Raw genomic sequence first — 15,535 nt, forward strand, 5'->3', positions numbered from 1 at the left:
CTGAGGAAGCCGGATGGCACCGTCACGCAGACCAGGGAAGCGGAGCTGAACGTCGTCCCCTACGCCTACACCTCCCCGTTTCTCTCGTCCTGGTCCCATCAGATCCAGGTATCGGCCTACAAGGGCTGGGGCAAGGCGTTGGACGCGAAGGTCACCGGCGTCCTCAACACCGACGGGGCCTGTAGCCGGGAGTCGGCGTCCTTCCCGGAGCAGCCGCTCCTGCCCTTGAACAGCGTCCGCGTTGGGGAAGCAACCGCGAAGTCCACCGCGACCAGCACCCTGGCGGGATCGGCACGTGCCGGACCAGCTGGCAACTGCACTTCCTCAACCCGCCACACAACACGGTGCTTCAGAACTTCGAGATGCTGCGGGTCCGTTGCGACGACGCGGTACCCGGTGCCTCGACCGCGGGATGTGTGTTCCCGGAGGCTCCTGGCGTCGTGGTTTACGAGCGCGCGAAGTACCCGGAGCTGGCCCGGCACGCCGAGTTGGCGCAGCAGTCGGGTCTTCCCGGCGCCGGCCCTGACCGTCCCCTCACCTACACCACCGACGAGAAGATCAATAAGGAGAACCGGCGGCTGGCCTGCGGCGACGCCCCCAGCGTGCCGGGGAAGAGCTGTGATGAGTACCCGGTCGCCTCATCCCGGCAGGGCCTCACGGCCGGCGGGACCCGCCGGACGTTCGATGACTGCGGGTTCGACCTGCCCCGCCAGACCGGACCGACCGGGGTCAGCGTCTGCATGATCGACGAGAAGCAGAACAGCGCCCAGGGTGGGCTGCACGCTGGCGCTTACCGACAGTGGCGCATGTTGGACGGTGACTCGTTCGTCGTCGCCGTCGACTGACCCCTCTCCGTCTCGATAGGGTCCGGGCCGTCTCCCGCCGGCGGGAGACGGCCCGGCGCGTCTTCTCTGAGGGGAAAGGAGATTCGCTGATGGGGGAACTGGAGTTCTGTCAGGTCGACGTCCAGCGCCACGGGCTGGGCGTGCTCGACCGGGAGATCGGCGTGTTCGTCATGGGTGACTACCCGAACGGATTGGTTCGTGCCTTGCCGATCGGGGCACTCATCTCCACCGGGATCGACTCCGGGCCGGTGCGGGTCGCCGTCGAGCCGCGGGACGCCGCGCCCGACACCCAGGATCTTGGGGAATGGGAGGACGCGGCCGAGATCAGCGTGCTGGCGGCCTTCGGAGAGCTGAGGGTTAGCCCGCTGGTGGGGCAACCGGTGCGGGAGTTGGGGGTGCTCTCCGCGCACGGCCCGGCCACCTATCGGCTTCGGGTCTGTGCGCGGGGACGCGACCGCCAGGCCCGGCGCATCCTGGCACTCGACGAGGAGCCTGCGGAGGAGTACCTGATCAGCGCCTGGCCGGACCCGGTGATGCGACCCGACCTGATCCTGCGGGCCACCAGCAGCTACGGACTGTCTTTGCGGCAGAGCGCCATCTCCGCGCCGACCGAGGCCGGGGTGGGCACCCAGCATGCGCGGTCGGAGTGGGAGGACCGGCTGCGGCGGGAGGAGCACCTGCGGGCCATCGCCGCAGCGGCACGGAAACGGGCACCCCTGCCCGGCACATAACACCTCCCCGGCGTGGACGACGTGCTCTGGCCTGCTGCCGTGACGCGATCAGCGGCTCTCGCAGGGCCTTGCTCCGAGGGTTCCTCGTCTGCTCCGGCTGATCCAGCCCGTGCGGTTCGTGTTGCTCTTCCTCACGAGCCGCCTGGGCGCCGGCGGTCCGCATCGCCGTTCAGGCTGCGGGAGCCGGACGGGGCTGGGGATGGCCGTCGGGGTGGCGGTGGATCCAGGACAGGCCGCCGAGGTCGAGTCGGTGTTGGGCGCGGGTGACCGCGACGTAGGCGAGGCGGGCCTCGCCGGGGTTGATCGGGCCGGGCAGGGGTTCGCCGGCGGCGTCGAGGTTGTCGGGGTCGTACTCGGCGTACTCCTGGACCTCGCCCCAGGTGGAGAACAGCAGCAGTTCGGGGTGGGTGGTGCGGCGGCCTTCCTTGAGGTCGAGGGCGCTGCCGGAGCCGACGAGCGCGACACGACGTCCGGCGCGCAGCAGCTTGAGGATCTCGGCCATGGCGCCGCCGTTGGTGCGGCACAGGATCGCGTCGGGGTCCTCGACCTTCTCCACGCTGCTGGGGATGGTCGCCGAGCCGGTGATGCGCAGCGGGGCCTCGGCGATCGCCAGCCACCGGTTGGCCTCCTCGGCGATGGCTTGGCCGAACCGGAACGAGTGCGACAGCCTCAGGTGGGTGCCCTCGGCGCCGGTCATGATGTCCCGGGCCCCGCGCCAGCCGTAGATGGCCTGCGCCGAGTCGCCCACCATGACCAGCTGGGCGTGGCCGCGTTGGGCGTTGAACACCTGCTCGACCACCGGGTTGGTGTCCTGGGCCTCGTCCAGCAGCAGGAAGTCCCGCCAGATCACCGGCTCGGTCAACGCCCACATCTTCAGGTAGTGGTCCGGCTTGAACTTCACCCGCCCACGGTCGGGATTCTGCAGGTCGGCCCACATGCGTTGGGCGAAGGGCAACACGAGGTCGACGAGCTGGTCGTGCTGGGCCTGGTCGCCGATGCCCTTCAGCCACGGCACGTGCTGGCGCCCCAACACGGCGTCGGGGCATCGGCCTGTGCGGACCCCCGTTGCCGCCCCTGGTCGTGTCGTCGACCTCGGGCAGCTCACCCGTTCGAGCCTCGTCGTGGGCGTCAGTCCTTCACCTCGCGCGTCCGGTAGGCGTCGGCGTTGTCGTAGAGCGCCAGGGTGTGGGGGCCATCGCCATGGCCAGTGCCGTCTGAGCCGCCTGCGGGGAGCCGGGCGCGGTGGAGCGGTGGGCGCTCTTCGCGGCCACGTATGCCTCTTCGGCCCCCTCGCGCATGAAGCCCTCCTCCGTGGTGCCGGCTTCGGCAGATCATCCTCGCCGCGTGAGCGCAGTCGAATACCGGGGCGTCACGTTCCGTTCTCACAGGCTCCTCCAGATCCTTCCCCCACGTCGTGGTGCGTCCTGGTCGGCAGGAACGATGTCGGCGGGGGTTATCGGCTGGCTGGTCCTTGCTGTTGTGGCTAGTCAGATGGCTTGGGGGGCGTGGGTGGTGGGGGGCGGCGGGCAGGGTTGTCGGCGCCCGGCGCGGTGGGGTTGAGCAGGCCGGCGAGGTCGACGGTCTCGCGGAGGAATCTGCTGCTGGTCGGTGGCGTGCCGTGGGAGGGGTGGGGTGGACCGCTGCGGGACCCTGGGGGTTGGATGCCGGCGCGGCGGAGCAGCCGTGCGATCCACAACCGGTCCGCGTGCAGGGCCTCGGCGAGGTCGATGATCAGTTCGTAGTCGGGGCGGGGCGCGGCGGTGAGGATGTGGTCAACCTGGGTCGGGGTACAGCCAACCTGGTCGGCCAGGTGCCGGTAGTTGGTGGTGCGGTCCTGCAAGTACAGGTGGATCCACAGGTAGATGGCCACAGCCCGGTAGGCGACGTGGGCCTCGGGCCACACCGTGGCCAGGTAGCGGCGCAGCGGTGGGAGTGAGGGACGAAGGAAGCCGGTCACGCTGGCGCCGAACAGGTGGTGGAGGAACTCCAGGTTCAGCTCGCGGCCGCCCAGAGGGCCGCCGCAGACCTCGGCGAAGGAGGGGCTGCTGGCCAATTCCAGGGCGCGGTGCTTGGCGAGGTCGTCGCAGCGGCGTCGCCAAGCGGCCTCCTCGCGCGCGTAGTGCTCGACCTTGCCGGTCAGCAGCTGGTTCTGCTCGCGGAGCGCGGCGAGTTCCTTCTCGTACTGGTGTTCCTGGGCGCGGTTCGCGTACAGGGCGGTGGACAGCAGTGTCCAGAGCTCGCCGCTGTGTTCCCGCAGTGCGGTGATCTCGGCGTGGGCGGTGTTGAGCCGGCCTTCGGTCTCGCGGAGGCGGCGCGACAGGGGAACCATCCCCGCGTGGGCGGGGCCGACGGCGCTGGCGTGGTCGACGGCGAACGTCCAAAGGAACCACTCCCGCGTGGGCGGGGCCGACTACTCGGTCGGGTCGGTGTCGTCTAGCGGGACCGAACCATCCCCGCGTGGGCGGGGCCGACAAACCCGACGAGGTCGAGGCGTGGACGTCGGCGGAACCATCCCCGCGTGGGCGGGGCCGACGACTCCTCCAGACTTTGGACTACGCACAGGCGCGAACCATCCCCGCGTGGGCGGGGCCGACTTCAACCGCAGCCCGGTGCCGCCGTCGTAGAGAGAACCATCCTCGCGTGGGCGGGGCCGACCGGCGAGCGTGGCGGCCGTGACCAGCAGGGACGGAACCATCCCCGCGTGGGCGGGGCCGACTCCTCCCGGCCGAGCTGACCCACCGCTGCTCTGGAACCATCCCCGCGTGGGCGGGGCCGACGCGCTGAAGGAGCGACGTAAGCACCTCGAATCAGAACCATCCCCGCGTGGGCGGGGCCGACCTGTCCCCGCGAACGCGGGGTAGGTCCAGCGGGGAACCATCCCCGCGTGGGCGGGGCCGACGAGCTTCGGCGGGTGATCGCAGCGGTGGACCAGGAACCATCCCCGCGTGGGCGGGGCCGACACTTCCTGACCTGGTGTTCTATCGGGCCAGGGCACGGGTTTTGACCATTTGCTATCGCTATCCATGGTGCGGGCGGGGACTGTTCGTCGCTCCATGATCGCGCCATGGCGGGTGCGCTCGGCAGGGACCCCATGCGGGTGCCCCTGCTCCCGCTGGTACCCAGCAGACCGCACCGTGCCGCTGGTGTCTCCGACCGCCGCCGCGGTCATGACCATCGCGGCCACCGTGGCCGCGCTCCTGCTCGTCGTGGTGGTGGCGGCGCTGCGGGCCTCTACTGGACGGCATTCACCGTCATCGTTCTCACGTGGGGGCACATCGCCCTGTCCATGGTGTCCGACATCGTGTGGGGCGGAGCGCTCGTCGAGCAGTGCGGGGCCGCTGGGCGCGGTGGCGCTGCCACCGAACCACCGTGCGTGCGAGGGAGCGGGCATGCGACCCGCGCGAGGTGACCCCGCTGTGGCGGTGGACACCGACCATGGGGCACGGTTCTCCTTCCGCCGCAAGGGATTCCGATGGATCGCGCCTACGGTCCTGACGCTGGGGAACGGTGGTCCTGCTCATCGCGGCCACATCACCGGACCGGCCAGAGTGCCACGCCGCACGCCCTACGTGACGAGAGAAGGCGAGAGATGGGCAGGCACCATGACACCGACGACGACGTCGTCGGGGAGGACCGGGCGGACGACGAGTCCCCCGCCGAACACCACCAGCGGTGACCGACCGAACGGGGAGGCGTTGCCGTCGTTCCCTGACCCCGCGCCGAACGAAAAAGTCGCTATCCGCCAGAAAATGTTCTAGCGGGTAGTGGTTCTGCGGATTCTCCTCGATGTCACGGTACCTGCCGCCCGTTAGGCGTATTGCCCGATCTCCATGTGGGTTGACACAGTGATCACCAGTGCTCGGTACAGCATTCAACAGGAGGTCAATCATGGGGCGGCGCGACGCGGGGCGGGACGGCCAGGGTAGAGCCCAGCCTGAGAAGTGGAGCGCCTGGGGGTCGACGACGACGGCAACGAACACGAAGCGCAGGACGACGACAGCACCGACGGCGACGAGGAATAGGCGCAATTGATGACTCACTGGCGCGAACGGCTTCCCGTTTCGCGTGACCAGTTCGTGCCGCCCGTGGTGTGGGTTGACGACCCCGCAACGGGCGGATACGTCTCCGTGTCGCGCGAGGACGACGAGCCCGCGTGGCGGAAAATGGTCGACGCGGACGAAGCGATCATCACTCAGGTTGACGACGGGAAAACCCCGCCCGGCAGTGTCGGGCAACAGATCTCCAGCTCGTGCAGTGCGCCGTCGATCGTGGCGGACATGCTCGACGCGCTGGACGCACGGCCCGGACACGCCGTTCTCGAAATCGGCACCGGAACCGGCTGGAACGCCGCGCTGCTGTGCGAACGGGTCGGCGAGACAGGCAGCGTCACCACCGTGGAGGTGGACGCCGCTCTCACCACCGCCGCGCGGGCCGCCCTGCACGGGGCGGGGTACGGACCGCACGTGGTCACGGCGGATGGCACCGAGGGGTACCGCCCAGGCGCGCCCTATGACCGAGTGATCGCGACCGCTTCCGTACGCGCCATCCCCCGGGCTTGGATCGCGCAAACCCGGCCGGGCGGCGCGATCGTCGCCCCCTGGGGTTCGGACTACTGCAACGGCACCCTGTTGCGGTTGGACGTCCGCCACAACGGGTCGGCCGTCGGCCGATGCGGGGCGCACATCGGGTTCATGCGGGTGCGATCCGCCCGGCGCTACTACATGAACCCTTCGGCGGACGAACAGGCGACGGCGGACACCACGACGACCACGCTCACGGCGCGGGACATGATGGACCTGACCGAGTACGGGCGCGCGGCGTTCGTCGTCGGACTCCGTGTCCCTCGCTGCTATCTCACGATGGATGACCTCGACGACGACCACCGGCGGATCGAGCTGCACGACGTCGAGTCGGGGTCGTGGGCGGCCGTCGACCTCGTGCGCGGTGAACACCCGTGGACGGTCCGCCAGCTCGGCCCGCGCCGACTGTGGGACGAGGTGAGCGAGGCGCACGCCTGGTGGGTCAGCACGGGGCGGCTTGGCCCCGACCACCTCACCCTCACGGTAGATCCTGACGGCATCCAGTGGGCCACGCTGTCGGCTGGTGGTCTCACCACCGCGTGGCAGGTCGCGGTCTAGGTCCAATACCGGTGACTTAGGGGCTGATCGGGTAGGTTGTGGGTCCTGGAGGTGTCTGGATGCCACGGCCTGGGCAGGTCAAGCCCGAGACGGATGCGCGGTTGTCGGATCGGATCGCGATCGGGTTGTTGACCAGGTCGTTTCCGCAGGAGTTGGTGGATCGGGTGATCACCGAGACCGGGCGTGAGGGACAGCGTGACCGGCTGCTGCCGCCCCGCGTGGTGGTCTATTTCGTGTTGGCGATGTGTCTGTTCTCCGGTCAGGGCTATGAAGAGGTGGCCCGGTTGTTGACCGAGGGTCTGTCGTGGGCGGCGCGGTGGTCGCGGCCGTGGCGGGTGCCCACGACGGCGGCGATCTCCCGGGCCCGGGTGAAGCTGGGCGCGGCGCCTTGAAGGCGTTGTTCGAGCAGGTCGCGAAGCCGTTGGCGGAGCCGACCACGCGTGGGGCGTGGTATCGGACCTGGCGGGTTCTGGCGGTCGACGGCACCACCTTCGACGCACCCGACACGCCGGAGAACGTGGAGCGGTTCGGCCGTCCTGGCAGTGGGCGTGCGGCGGAGCGGGGTGATCGGGCGGCGTTTCCGCAGGCTCGGGTGGTGGCGGTGGCCGAGTGCGGCACGCACGCGATCACCGCGGCCACGATGGGCCCGATCACCAAGGCCGAGGCGACCCTGGCCCGCGAGTTGTTCCCCGGCCTGGGCGAGGGCGATCTGCTGATCGCCGATCGGGGGTTCGCCGGACTCCCGTTGTGGCGGGCCGCGTCGGCGAACGGGGCGGACCTGTTGTGGCGGGTGCGCGCGAACATCGTGCTGCCCGTGAAGGAGGAGCTGCCGGACGGGTCGTACCTGTCGGAGATCGTGGCCACCGACGACCACTACCGCCGGAAGGACCCGGTGACGGTGCGGGTGGTCGAGTACACACTGGACGATCCAGCCCGCCCCGGACACGACGCGCCCTACCGGTTGATCACCACGATCCTGGACCACCGCAGGGCACCCGCGCGCGAGTTGGCGGCGTTGTACTGCCAACGCTGGGAGATCGAGACCACGCTGGACGAACTCAAGACCCACCAACGCGGCCCCGGACAGGTGCTGCGCTCCCGCTCACCCGACGGCGTCGAACAGGAGGTCTGGGCGCACCTGTTGGTGCACCACGCGATCCGGTCGCTGATGCACACCGCCGCCACCGACGCCGGCCTCGACCCGGACCGGCTCTCGTTCATCCGCACCCTGCGCCTGGCACGCCGCCAGACCACCGCCCAGGCCGCATTTTCCCCCTGAACGATGAGCCCGGGCCCTGCTCGACGGCATCCGCGAGATCCTCGCCCGACTCCTGCCCACACGGCGGCTCCGCAGCAACCCCCGCGTGGTCAAACGCAAGATGTCCAACGACAAACTCAAACGCACCCAGCACCGGACCCGGCAGCAACCCACCCGCGACCCCGCCGAAGCCGTCCGGATCGCACCGCACTACCGAACCGCCTCCGCCAACAAACAGCACAAACCACTCTAAGTCACCAGTATTGGGTCTAGGTCGTGTTTCACAGGTGAGGTGACGGGGCCCGTGTCGTCAGCCCGGACATGGCGAGGTCTCCGGCAGAGGGGTTAACGACCAGGAAAACCCACAACACCGGAGACCTCGTGGCCAGCGTAGCGGCAGCGGGGCGGCACGACCTGACCCACGCGCAGTGGGCGGTGCCGCAACCGCTGTTACCCGTCGATGCCAAGCCGGGCCGTCCGCCGAAGTCGAGCAGGCGACCGCTGATCGACGGCAATTCGGTGGCGGGCGCGGGTCGCCTGCCCCGTAGGCGGGACGTCCCGCCCGCCTACGGCCCCTGGCAGACCGTCTACGGGTTGTTCCGGCGGTGGCACCGGGCTGGTGTGTGGCAGGCGATCCTGACCACATTGCAGGCGCGGGCCGATGCCGAGGGGCTGATCGTGTGGGACGTGTCGGTGGATTCCACGATCGCACGGGCGCATCAGCACGCGGCGGGTGCGCGAAAAAGGGGATCTACAGGTCGAAACACGACACCGGTGCCGGCGGGACCGAACCCGAGGACCACGGGCTGGGGCGGTCGTAGGGCGGGTGGACCAGCATGCCGCACCTAGCATGCGAACAAGGTCGACGGCCGCTGTTGTTGCTGGTCACCGCCGATCAGCGCGGCGACAGCCCACAGTCCGTCCCGGTGGTCGAGCGGATCCGGGTGCCCGGGGTCGGGGCCGGGTGTTCGCGGACCAGGCGGGACAGGGTGTTGGCGGACAAGCCGTACAGCTCTCGGACCAACCGCGTCTACCTGCGCCGTTCCGGGATCAAGGCGACCATCGCCCAGCCTCGTGACCAGGCCGCGCATCGCAAGACCACCGGCCCGCGCGGTGGCCGGCCACCCGCGTTCGAGCCGGAGGCCGACAAGCAGCGCCACGCCGTCGCGACCCGGTGCGACAAGCTCGCCGTCCACTACCAGGCCATCATCCACATCGCCGCCAACACCATCTGGCTACGCCACATCTGAAACACGTCCTAGTGGGTCGAGTCCGTAGCGGGCATTGGTGGGATGGAATCGCGCATCATGCCGATTCCGGCGCTGACAAGGAACTCGGCCGACTCCGAGCCGAGTTTCCACGGGTTCTGAAGAAGCGCCCGTCGCAGCCGGTTGTTGTCGGCGATCTCCCGAGGGCGTCCGGGCAATCGGGAGAACCATTGGCCTTCCGGGCCCCAATGGGGGTCGGTCGGGTCGTCCAGCGCGCCGACAAAGCGGTCGACCAGCCCCGGCCAGGTTGGGGTACCCCACCAGTGGCGGCAGGCGAGCCCCGCATGTGCTGCGGCGCGCCAGAAGGCGTAGTGGGTGCTGCGGTCTTCGGCCAGTTGGGCAACACCGCCGAGGACTCCCCAGGCGTGATCTGTGTACTCGCCGAGGTTGTCGCCGGCGAGGTCGGCGAGGGCTATCCCCGTAGGCAGTCTGCGTCGAGGGTCGGTAAGCCAACGGCACAGCTTGCCCGCGAGCCAGTCGATGGCCTCGATGTCGAGTTCGTCCAGGTAGGCGACGGGTGCATGGGCGTCGATGCCGCAGTCGGTGCGCCAGCGTCGGACCATGTCGCGAACCCGGCTGGTGGTGTGGGAATTGATGCGTAGCATGTCGCCGTCGCTCAACGGGCCATCGCCGGCGTGCCAGTCCTCGACCGGACTGTTGCGCCACGCGCTGTTGACCAGTCCCACTGCGGCGAGGTCGAGGACCGCGCCGCAGTGGTCGGGTTCGATGCTGACCTGGTGGCGCAGCATCCGGGCCACCAGCTCTTCTTCTTGGGCCGGAGTAAGTTCTTCGCGCCCGGTGGTAGCGCCCTCGGTCACAGGAGTCTCCGTTTCGACTTGCCGGGTCGGTGATGTCGAGGTGTTGAGCCTCGCACAGTGGGAGCGTGCCGCCGGATCCAACCGCATGGTCGAGAGACCGGTGACCCCGCTGGCGCGCTAGTCGAGTACGAGACGCTTCTACCTGACCAACTGGGGGTCCTGCGCCCAACCACCCCAGCACCCTGGTTGCTTTCGATGGCTGTGATCAGCGAGGTTGGTGCGGGTGGCGGGGCCCAGGATGGGATCCACGCCCAGTTCTTCCGCCGCGAACGCGTCCTCGTCGCTGATCCGTTTCCGAGTGATCGTCCTGTAGGGGCCGCTTGGCGCCCACGGCGGTGAGCTCGCGGATGTCGTCCGCGGTGACGTAGGCCAGGGTGACGCGCCCGGTCCCCGGGATCTGGAGGATCGCCGCGGCGAACTGCCGAGGGGAGACCAGATCGCCGTGGGGGTCCCGAATCCGTTCAACCACAAGGTGGTTGAGGTCGCGTGCGTCCTCGAACGCGTGGTCGTTGAGTTCGGTGACGTCGAGGGTGGCGTGGCCGGTTGTTCGTCGCTCGGCGCGGGCGTTGTTGGTGGATGACGATGGCTGGCTGGTGCTGGTCGAGCGGACGAAGCCGGGGCAGGCGCCGTACTGGACGACGCCCGGGGGCGGGGTGGAGGTCGGGGAGTCCGCCGCACAGGCCCTGATGCGGGAACTGCTGGAGGAGTTGGGCGCCAGCGTGATCATTGGACTGGCAGCCGGGCGGCGGCGGTGATCGACCTGTCCAGCGATGGAGCCTGCCCTCAGTGCGGCGGGCTCCGTCACCTGGCGCCGCACCTAGGGATTCAGGACGTCACGTTGCCGATGAGACGGGAAGTGAAGCCCGCCCCGACGAGCCGTTCGTACGCAGCCATGACGGCCGGGGGAATCTCCTGCGGAATGGCATAGCCCAGGGCCGGGTACTCGATGATGCGCTGGAGATCGCCGACGAGGTCGTCAATGACCAGCCTCTCGTCTCCGACGGTCGCGACGTGCTCCCGGTAGGTTCGGGGCGCGGACGCGCAGACCACGGAAACTTCGGACCACTGCTTGGCGCAGGTGACGTAGGCGCGGCGTTCCATGTAGGGCATGCTGATCAGCAGGACGGAATCCACGGCGACCCGGGCGTCCTGAAGGACTTTTCGGGACAGCTCGATGTTCTGCCCGGTGTTGGTCGCGTTCGGTTCGACGAGGATGGCGGCTTCGGGAACACCCAGCTCCAGCGCCCGCTTCCGGAACGCGACAGCCTCACCCTCGGAAAGCGGTGGGCGCTGGCCGCGCTGGTGGCGCCGGTGAGCACCACCACGGGGAACATGCCCTCGTGGTAGAGAGTGGCGGCGTGCACGGCCACTTCGAGGTCGTAGCTTCCCAGGCCAATGGCCGCTGTGCAGGGACGTAGCTGGTGTCCCATGTGCTGATAGGACCAGATCAGTTCGGCGTCGTGCCGGTGGCTGTCGGCGATGGCCGTGGTCATGCTGGTGGCACGAAGACGCTCCTGTGTCGTCGGGTCGCGTGGTGCTGTTCGGCAGTCCGCTGGTTGCTGATGATGCTCGCGACCTGGTGCATCAAGCCATGCTGCTCGGCTGGACGCAGGGAGCACTCCAGCCTGGTGACCCCTTCGATGCGTCGCGCGGTCACTGGGCAGGAGGAGTGCACCGACGTGTTACACGAAGTCGTTGTTGAGGAGCTTTCGGACCCGCGTGGCTTGGTACTCGAACTCGTTGGCCCGCTTGTGCCGGCGCTTCCACAGCACGCTGAGCCAGCGGAGGGCAACGGTGCGTTGGGCGGCGAGGAAGCGGCGGCGGCTGGCGTCGTCGGTGATGCCGAGGTCGGGCAGCACGGAGATCCACACCTGGTCGTCGACGTCGTGGGCGCTGAGGTGTTCGACGAGTTCGGCGGCGTCGTAGGCGGTGTCGCTGTAGCCGACGAACTCCCAGTCCACGACGCCGATGCCGGGAGCGTTCCAGAGCCAGTTGAGCAGGTTGGAGTCGCCGCGGAAGAAGACCCGCGCCGCTGGTTCGGCGAGTACCTCGGCATCGCCGCGGTCCTGCCAGGCGTCGAGCAGGGAGCGCATCTCCGCGGTGATCGACTCGTTCGGGAACTCGTCGAGTTGGCCGGGCCATACCTGGGTGATGCGGTTCATGAAGTTCGTGGCGGAGCCGACGCGCGGCATGTCGGCGAAGGGTCCGAGCGGGATGTCGCGGAGCTGGCCGAGGACGGCGACGACGGCGCGCAGCGCGGCGGTGGGGTCGGCGAGTTCGGGCACCGGCTCGCCGTTCAGCGTCGTCATGGCGATCGCGGGAAGCCGTGGGTCGGGGTCGTGCCACAACGGCTGCGGGGCGGCCGTGATGCCGCAGGCGGTGACGTGCGTGAGGGCTTGGTACTCGCAGGCTGCGTGGTCGCGTTTGTCAGTGCGGTACAGCTTGAGTACGACTTCGCCGTCGGGTCCGTCCCAGGCGAAGACCCGGTTGTTGCGGGCGCCAGAGAGAGGGCGGAGTCGCAGGCTCGGAAGGTGTTCGTCGAGCAGGTTCGGGTCGCGTCGGTGGAGGTTGCGCAGTTCGGCGAGCAGGTCGGTCGGTACAGCGTCATGTGGCACGAGGGACCTCGTACTGATCGTGTGGTTGGTTGGACGGGGTTGTTCCCGACACCGGAGGGCGCGGATGGTCGGCTGCCGAGGCGGGCATAGACCCGCTGGTGCAGCTCGGGATCTTCTCTCGATGGTGGGGCGGAGCACGGTGGGATCGTGGCGGGCCAGCTCGTCGTACGCGGAGTCGACGTAGGCGAGGAACGCCCGCTGTTCACCCGTTGAGGTGAGGTTGTCGTGGCCAGGATTGTGTCGAACCGCTCGCCCAGCGCTGCGAGGACGACCACCTGGGGAGCACCTCCGTGGAGGTCCTCGGGTTCGTCTTGATGTGAGGCAAGGCACCTACGACGAGCGGGTCTTCCTGTTGCCCCACCGCAACGATCATCACGTCAAGCTGCGTTCCGAGGGGGACGTGCCGTCCGACATGAGCCTGTGGTCGACGGTGTACGAGCTGGAGATCGTCGTCTCGGGCGGCTTGACCGGGATGGCCATCGTCCATGACCTGTTCTGCGCCGGCAGCGCGGGTGTGCTCGGCTACCTGCGCCAGGAGGCCCCCGGCCTCGGCCACCGGGAACTGTCCCTCCTGCCGCTGATCGTGTCGCGGCATCGTGCTGGGTGGCGGCTGGCGCATACCGCGGAGGTCCCTCGTCGGGGCGTGATTGACTCTAAGACTTCTAACAGTTAGAGTTCGAAGTGTCGCCCTGGCAGAGCAGGGTGCCTACCGACAGGAGTACGAGATGCACGCGAAGCAGCCGGGAATGGTGCTGAAGGTCAAGGCGAAGCCCGGAATGGGGGACGAGCTGTTCAAGGCTTGCCACGAGCTTCACTTCAACGGTGACCCGGACGGCCCGGTCGAGTGGGTCCTCGCTCGCTCGGACGAAGACCCCGACGTCATGTGGGCCTTCGAGTTCTATCGCGACGACGCGTCGTTCGACCGCCACTACTCGAGTCCGGCGCTCCAGGAAGGGCAGCTCGATGAAGGGCACCAACGGATCGCCGACCTCGTCGCCGACGGCTCCGAGGAATGGGGTGTCCGGACGCCGGTGCACATCGTCTCGTGCAGTTGAGGGTTCGAAGTATGGATGCGCGGGCAACGACACCGACCAGCACCCTTGATCTGATGCGCTGGATCGTCTGGGCGCAGCGGAAAACCGGTGAGGACTGGATCCGGGAGCGCGGGCTCACTCATGAGCAGAGTGCCGCGCTCGTCTACCTGGTCCGCAATCCCGGTGCGATCCAGCGTGACATCGCCCAGATGAGCCGCACCAGCGCGGCGAGCGTGTCCAGCCTCCTGCGGGGCCTCGAGCGGCGCGGTCTCGTCGAGCGGCGCACGGAGCCCGGCAACGAGCGCAGCAAACGTGTCTACGCGACACCAGCGGGAAGCGAACTCATCGCAGGGTTCGACACCGCGATGACCAGCGTCGAGGAGACGATCCTGGCCCCGCTCGACCAGGCGGAGCGGGCCACCCTGCAAGCCCTGCTCACGAAGATCGCCGCGGATCTGCCGCAGCCGACCGTGTCCTGACCGGAAGCGTGGCCTCGCCGCGCGTCCACACCACGTCCGCGCCGCGCCGGCGTGCGTCCGATCCTGCCCGGAACAGGAGCATCATGAACACCCCTCACGTGACGATCATCGGTGCCGGCCTCGGCGGCCTCACGCTCGCCCGCGTCCTGCACGTCCACGGAATCCCGGCCACGGTCTATGAAGCCGAGCCCGCGCCGACGGCCCGTGCGCAGGGCGGGATGCTCGACATCCACGACTACAACGGGCAGCTCGCCATCGAGGCGGCCGGCCTGATGGACGAGTTCCGCGGCATCATCCTCCCGGGCCGCCAAGCCATGCGGATCCTCGCCCCGGACGGGACCGTCCTGCTCGACAAGCCCGACGACGGCAACGGTGGACGGCCCGAAGTGCAGCGCGGTGACCTGCGCCAGATCCTGCTCGACTCACTGCCCGCCGGCACCGTGCAGTGGGGCCGCAAGGCCGTCAGCACCCGTTCCCTGGGCGAGGGGCGCCACGAGGTGACCTTCGCCGACGGCGGCACCATCACCACGAGCCTGCTCGTCGGAGCAGACGGCGCCTGGTCACGGGTGCGGCCGCTGCTCTCCGACGCCACACCCGAGTACACCGGTATGTCCTACGTCGAGACCTACCTGTTCGACGTCGACACTCGCCATCCGGCTACCGCACGCGCTGTCGGCAGCGGCTCCATGGCCGCACCCGCGGCAGGCGGCAAGGGGATCCAGGCCCACCGGGAGAAGGGCGAGACCATCCACACCTACGTCGTGCTCCGCGAGTCGCAGGAGTGGTTCGACGCCATCGACTTCGCCGACGGCGCGGCTGCGGCCGCACGCATCGCGAAGGAGTTCGAAGGCTGGGCACCGGAACTCACCGCACTGATCACCGACAGTGACGTCCCACCGATCCTGCGCCCCATCTTCGCCCTGCCGCTCGGGCACAAGTGGGAGCGGGTGCCCGGGGTGACCCTGCTCGGCGACGCCGCCCACCTCCTGACGCCGAACGGCGAAGGCGCCAACAGCGCCATGTACGACGGCGCCGAGCTCGGCAAGGCCATCGCCGCACACCCCGGCGATATCGAGACCGCCCTCACCCAGTACGAGGAAGCCATGTTCTCCCGCAGCGTGGAGTTCGGCTCCATCGGCGCGGAACTCCACGACCTCGACGACGACGACGCGGCCGCCGGTCTGATCAAGTTCTACACGGAGAACAGCAACTGAACGTCAGAGCCGCCACGATCACGGGAAGACCTTCGAACGGCGCTCCAGCGGCTGCCGAAGACTCGGCAGAACTCGCGATGCCAGCGGGATGCGCATTCCCGCGGCTGCCGCAGAAGGCGACGCGAGGACGGCGCA

The 15,535-nt window shown here is 69.0% G+C and carries 15 protein-coding genes, 1 pseudogene and 1 CRISPR repeat array; of the genes and pseudogenes, 11 read left to right on the forward strand and 5 right to left on the reverse strand.

Annotated elements, in window-relative coordinates:
- Window positions 1-440 precede the first annotated feature (440 nt).
- Window positions 441-845: a NucA/NucB deoxyribonuclease domain-containing protein gene (locus LX15_RS12465; protein ID WP_253669711.1), complete on the forward strand. Its 405-nt coding sequence runs from the start codon at window positions 441-443 to the stop codon at window positions 843-845.
- A gap of 89 nt (window positions 846-934) precedes the next feature.
- A complete protein-coding gene (locus LX15_RS12470) occupies window positions 935-1,576 on the forward strand; it encodes a hypothetical protein (RefSeq protein WP_253669712.1) in 642 nt (213 codons plus the stop codon).
- Window positions 1,577-1,745: 169 nt separating this feature from the next.
- On the opposite strand, the gene LX15_RS12475 is transcribed toward LX15_RS12470, so the two are convergent.
- Together LX15_RS12475 and LX15_RS12480 are read right to left on the reverse strand one after the other, a co-directional pair.
- Window positions 1,746-2,591, reverse strand: coding sequence for a UvrD-helicase domain-containing protein (locus LX15_RS12475; protein WP_253669713.1), 846 nt, complete (start codon window positions 2,589-2,591; stop codon window positions 1,746-1,748).
- Window positions 2,592-3,059: 468 nt separating this feature from the next.
- Window positions 3,060-3,629, reverse strand: a complete 570-nt coding sequence (locus LX15_RS12480; protein ID WP_253669714.1) for a hypothetical protein — start codon at window positions 3,627-3,629, stop codon at window positions 3,060-3,062.
- A gap of 269 nt (window positions 3,630-3,898) precedes the next feature.
- A CRISPR array of direct repeats spans window positions 3,899-4,536; the repeat unit is 28 nt; unit sequence GAACCATCCCCGCGTGGGCGGGGCCGAC.
- 1,203 nt (window positions 4,537-5,739) lie between these two features.
- On the opposite strand from LX15_RS12480, the gene LX15_RS12485 reads away from it, so the two are divergent.
- The 4 genes and pseudogenes from LX15_RS12485 to LX15_RS12500 all read left to right on the forward strand — a co-directional run bounded on the left by LX15_RS12485 (window position 5,740) and on the right by LX15_RS12500 (window position 9,222).
- On the forward strand, window positions 5,740-6,714 hold the full coding sequence (locus tag LX15_RS12485) for a methyltransferase domain-containing protein (RefSeq protein WP_301304498.1): 975 nt from the start codon (window positions 5,740-5,742) through the stop codon (window positions 6,712-6,714).
- 59 nt (window positions 6,715-6,773) lie between these two features.
- A pseudogene (locus tag LX15_RS12490) lies at window positions 6,774-7,993 on the forward strand (IS4 family transposase).
- Between the two features lie 300 nt (window positions 7,994-8,293).
- Window positions 8,294-8,821 (forward strand): transposase, encoded by a 528-nt coding sequence (locus tag LX15_RS12495; protein ID WP_253669716.1) that lies wholly within the window; start codon window positions 8,294-8,296, stop codon window positions 8,819-8,821.
- Window positions 8,809-9,222 carry a hypothetical protein gene (locus tag LX15_RS12500; RefSeq protein WP_253669717.1) on the forward strand — a complete coding sequence of 138 codons (414 nt, stop codon included), beginning with the start codon at window positions 8,809-8,811 and terminating at the stop codon, window positions 9,220-9,222. Before LX15_RS12495 ends, LX15_RS12500 begins: the two co-directional genes overlap by 13 nt.
- A gap of 8 nt (window positions 9,223-9,230) precedes the next feature.
- Here LX15_RS12500 and LX15_RS12505 read toward each other — a convergent pair whose 3' ends face one another.
- The gene (locus LX15_RS12505) at window positions 9,231-10,058 is read right to left on the reverse strand and encodes a hypothetical protein (protein ID WP_253669718.1); all 828 of its coding nucleotides are present in this window, start codon (window positions 10,056-10,058) and stop codon (window positions 9,231-9,233) included.
- 530 nt (window positions 10,059-10,588) lie between these two features.
- Between LX15_RS12505 and LX15_RS12510 the strand changes: the two genes are divergently transcribed.
- The gene (locus LX15_RS12510; protein ID WP_372502693.1) at window positions 10,589-10,813 is read left to right on the forward strand and encodes an NUDIX hydrolase; all 225 of its coding nucleotides are present in this window, start codon (window positions 10,589-10,591) and stop codon (window positions 10,811-10,813) included.
- A 70-nt stretch (window positions 10,814-10,883) separates the two neighbouring features.
- Here the strand turns inward: LX15_RS12510 and LX15_RS12515 are convergent, their stop codons facing one another.
- Both LX15_RS12515 and LX15_RS12520 read right to left on the reverse strand, forming a co-directional pair.
- Window positions 10,884-11,606 (reverse strand): YdcF family protein, encoded by a 723-nt coding sequence (locus tag LX15_RS12515; RefSeq protein ID WP_308213460.1) that lies wholly within the window; start codon window positions 11,604-11,606, stop codon window positions 10,884-10,886.
- A 134-nt stretch (window positions 11,607-11,740) separates the two neighbouring features.
- Window positions 11,741-12,673, reverse strand: a complete 933-nt coding sequence (locus LX15_RS12520; RefSeq protein WP_253669720.1) for an aminoglycoside phosphotransferase family protein — start codon at window positions 12,671-12,673, stop codon at window positions 11,741-11,743.
- Window positions 12,674-12,989: 316 nt separating this feature from the next.
- On the opposite strand from LX15_RS12520, the gene LX15_RS12525 reads away from it, so the two are divergent.
- From LX15_RS12525 to LX15_RS12540, 4 genes are all read left to right on the forward strand, one after another.
- Window positions 12,990-13,346 (forward strand): hypothetical protein, encoded by a 357-nt coding sequence (locus tag LX15_RS12525; RefSeq protein ID WP_253669721.1) that lies wholly within the window; start codon window positions 12,990-12,992, stop codon window positions 13,344-13,346.
- A gap of 52 nt (window positions 13,347-13,398) precedes the next feature.
- Entirely contained in the window at window positions 13,399-13,728 is a 330-nt protein-coding gene (locus LX15_RS12530; protein ID WP_253669722.1) for a putative quinol monooxygenase, read from the forward strand.
- Between the two features lie 53 nt (window positions 13,729-13,781).
- The gene (locus LX15_RS12535; RefSeq protein ID WP_253669723.1) at window positions 13,782-14,186 is read left to right on the forward strand and encodes a MarR family winged helix-turn-helix transcriptional regulator; all 405 of its coding nucleotides are present in this window, start codon (window positions 13,782-13,784) and stop codon (window positions 14,184-14,186) included.
- Window positions 14,187-14,269: 83 nt separating this feature from the next.
- Window positions 14,270-15,400: an FAD-dependent oxidoreductase gene (locus tag LX15_RS12540; RefSeq protein ID WP_253669724.1), complete on the forward strand. Its 1,131-nt coding sequence runs from the start codon at window positions 14,270-14,272 to the stop codon at window positions 15,398-15,400.
- The last annotated feature ends 135 nt before the right edge of the window (window positions 15,401-15,535 follow it).

The organism is Streptoalloteichus tenebrarius (genome assembly GCF_024171885.1).
Taxonomy (GTDB): domain Bacteria; phylum Actinomycetota; class Actinomycetes; order Mycobacteriales; family Pseudonocardiaceae; genus Streptoalloteichus; species Streptoalloteichus tenebrarius.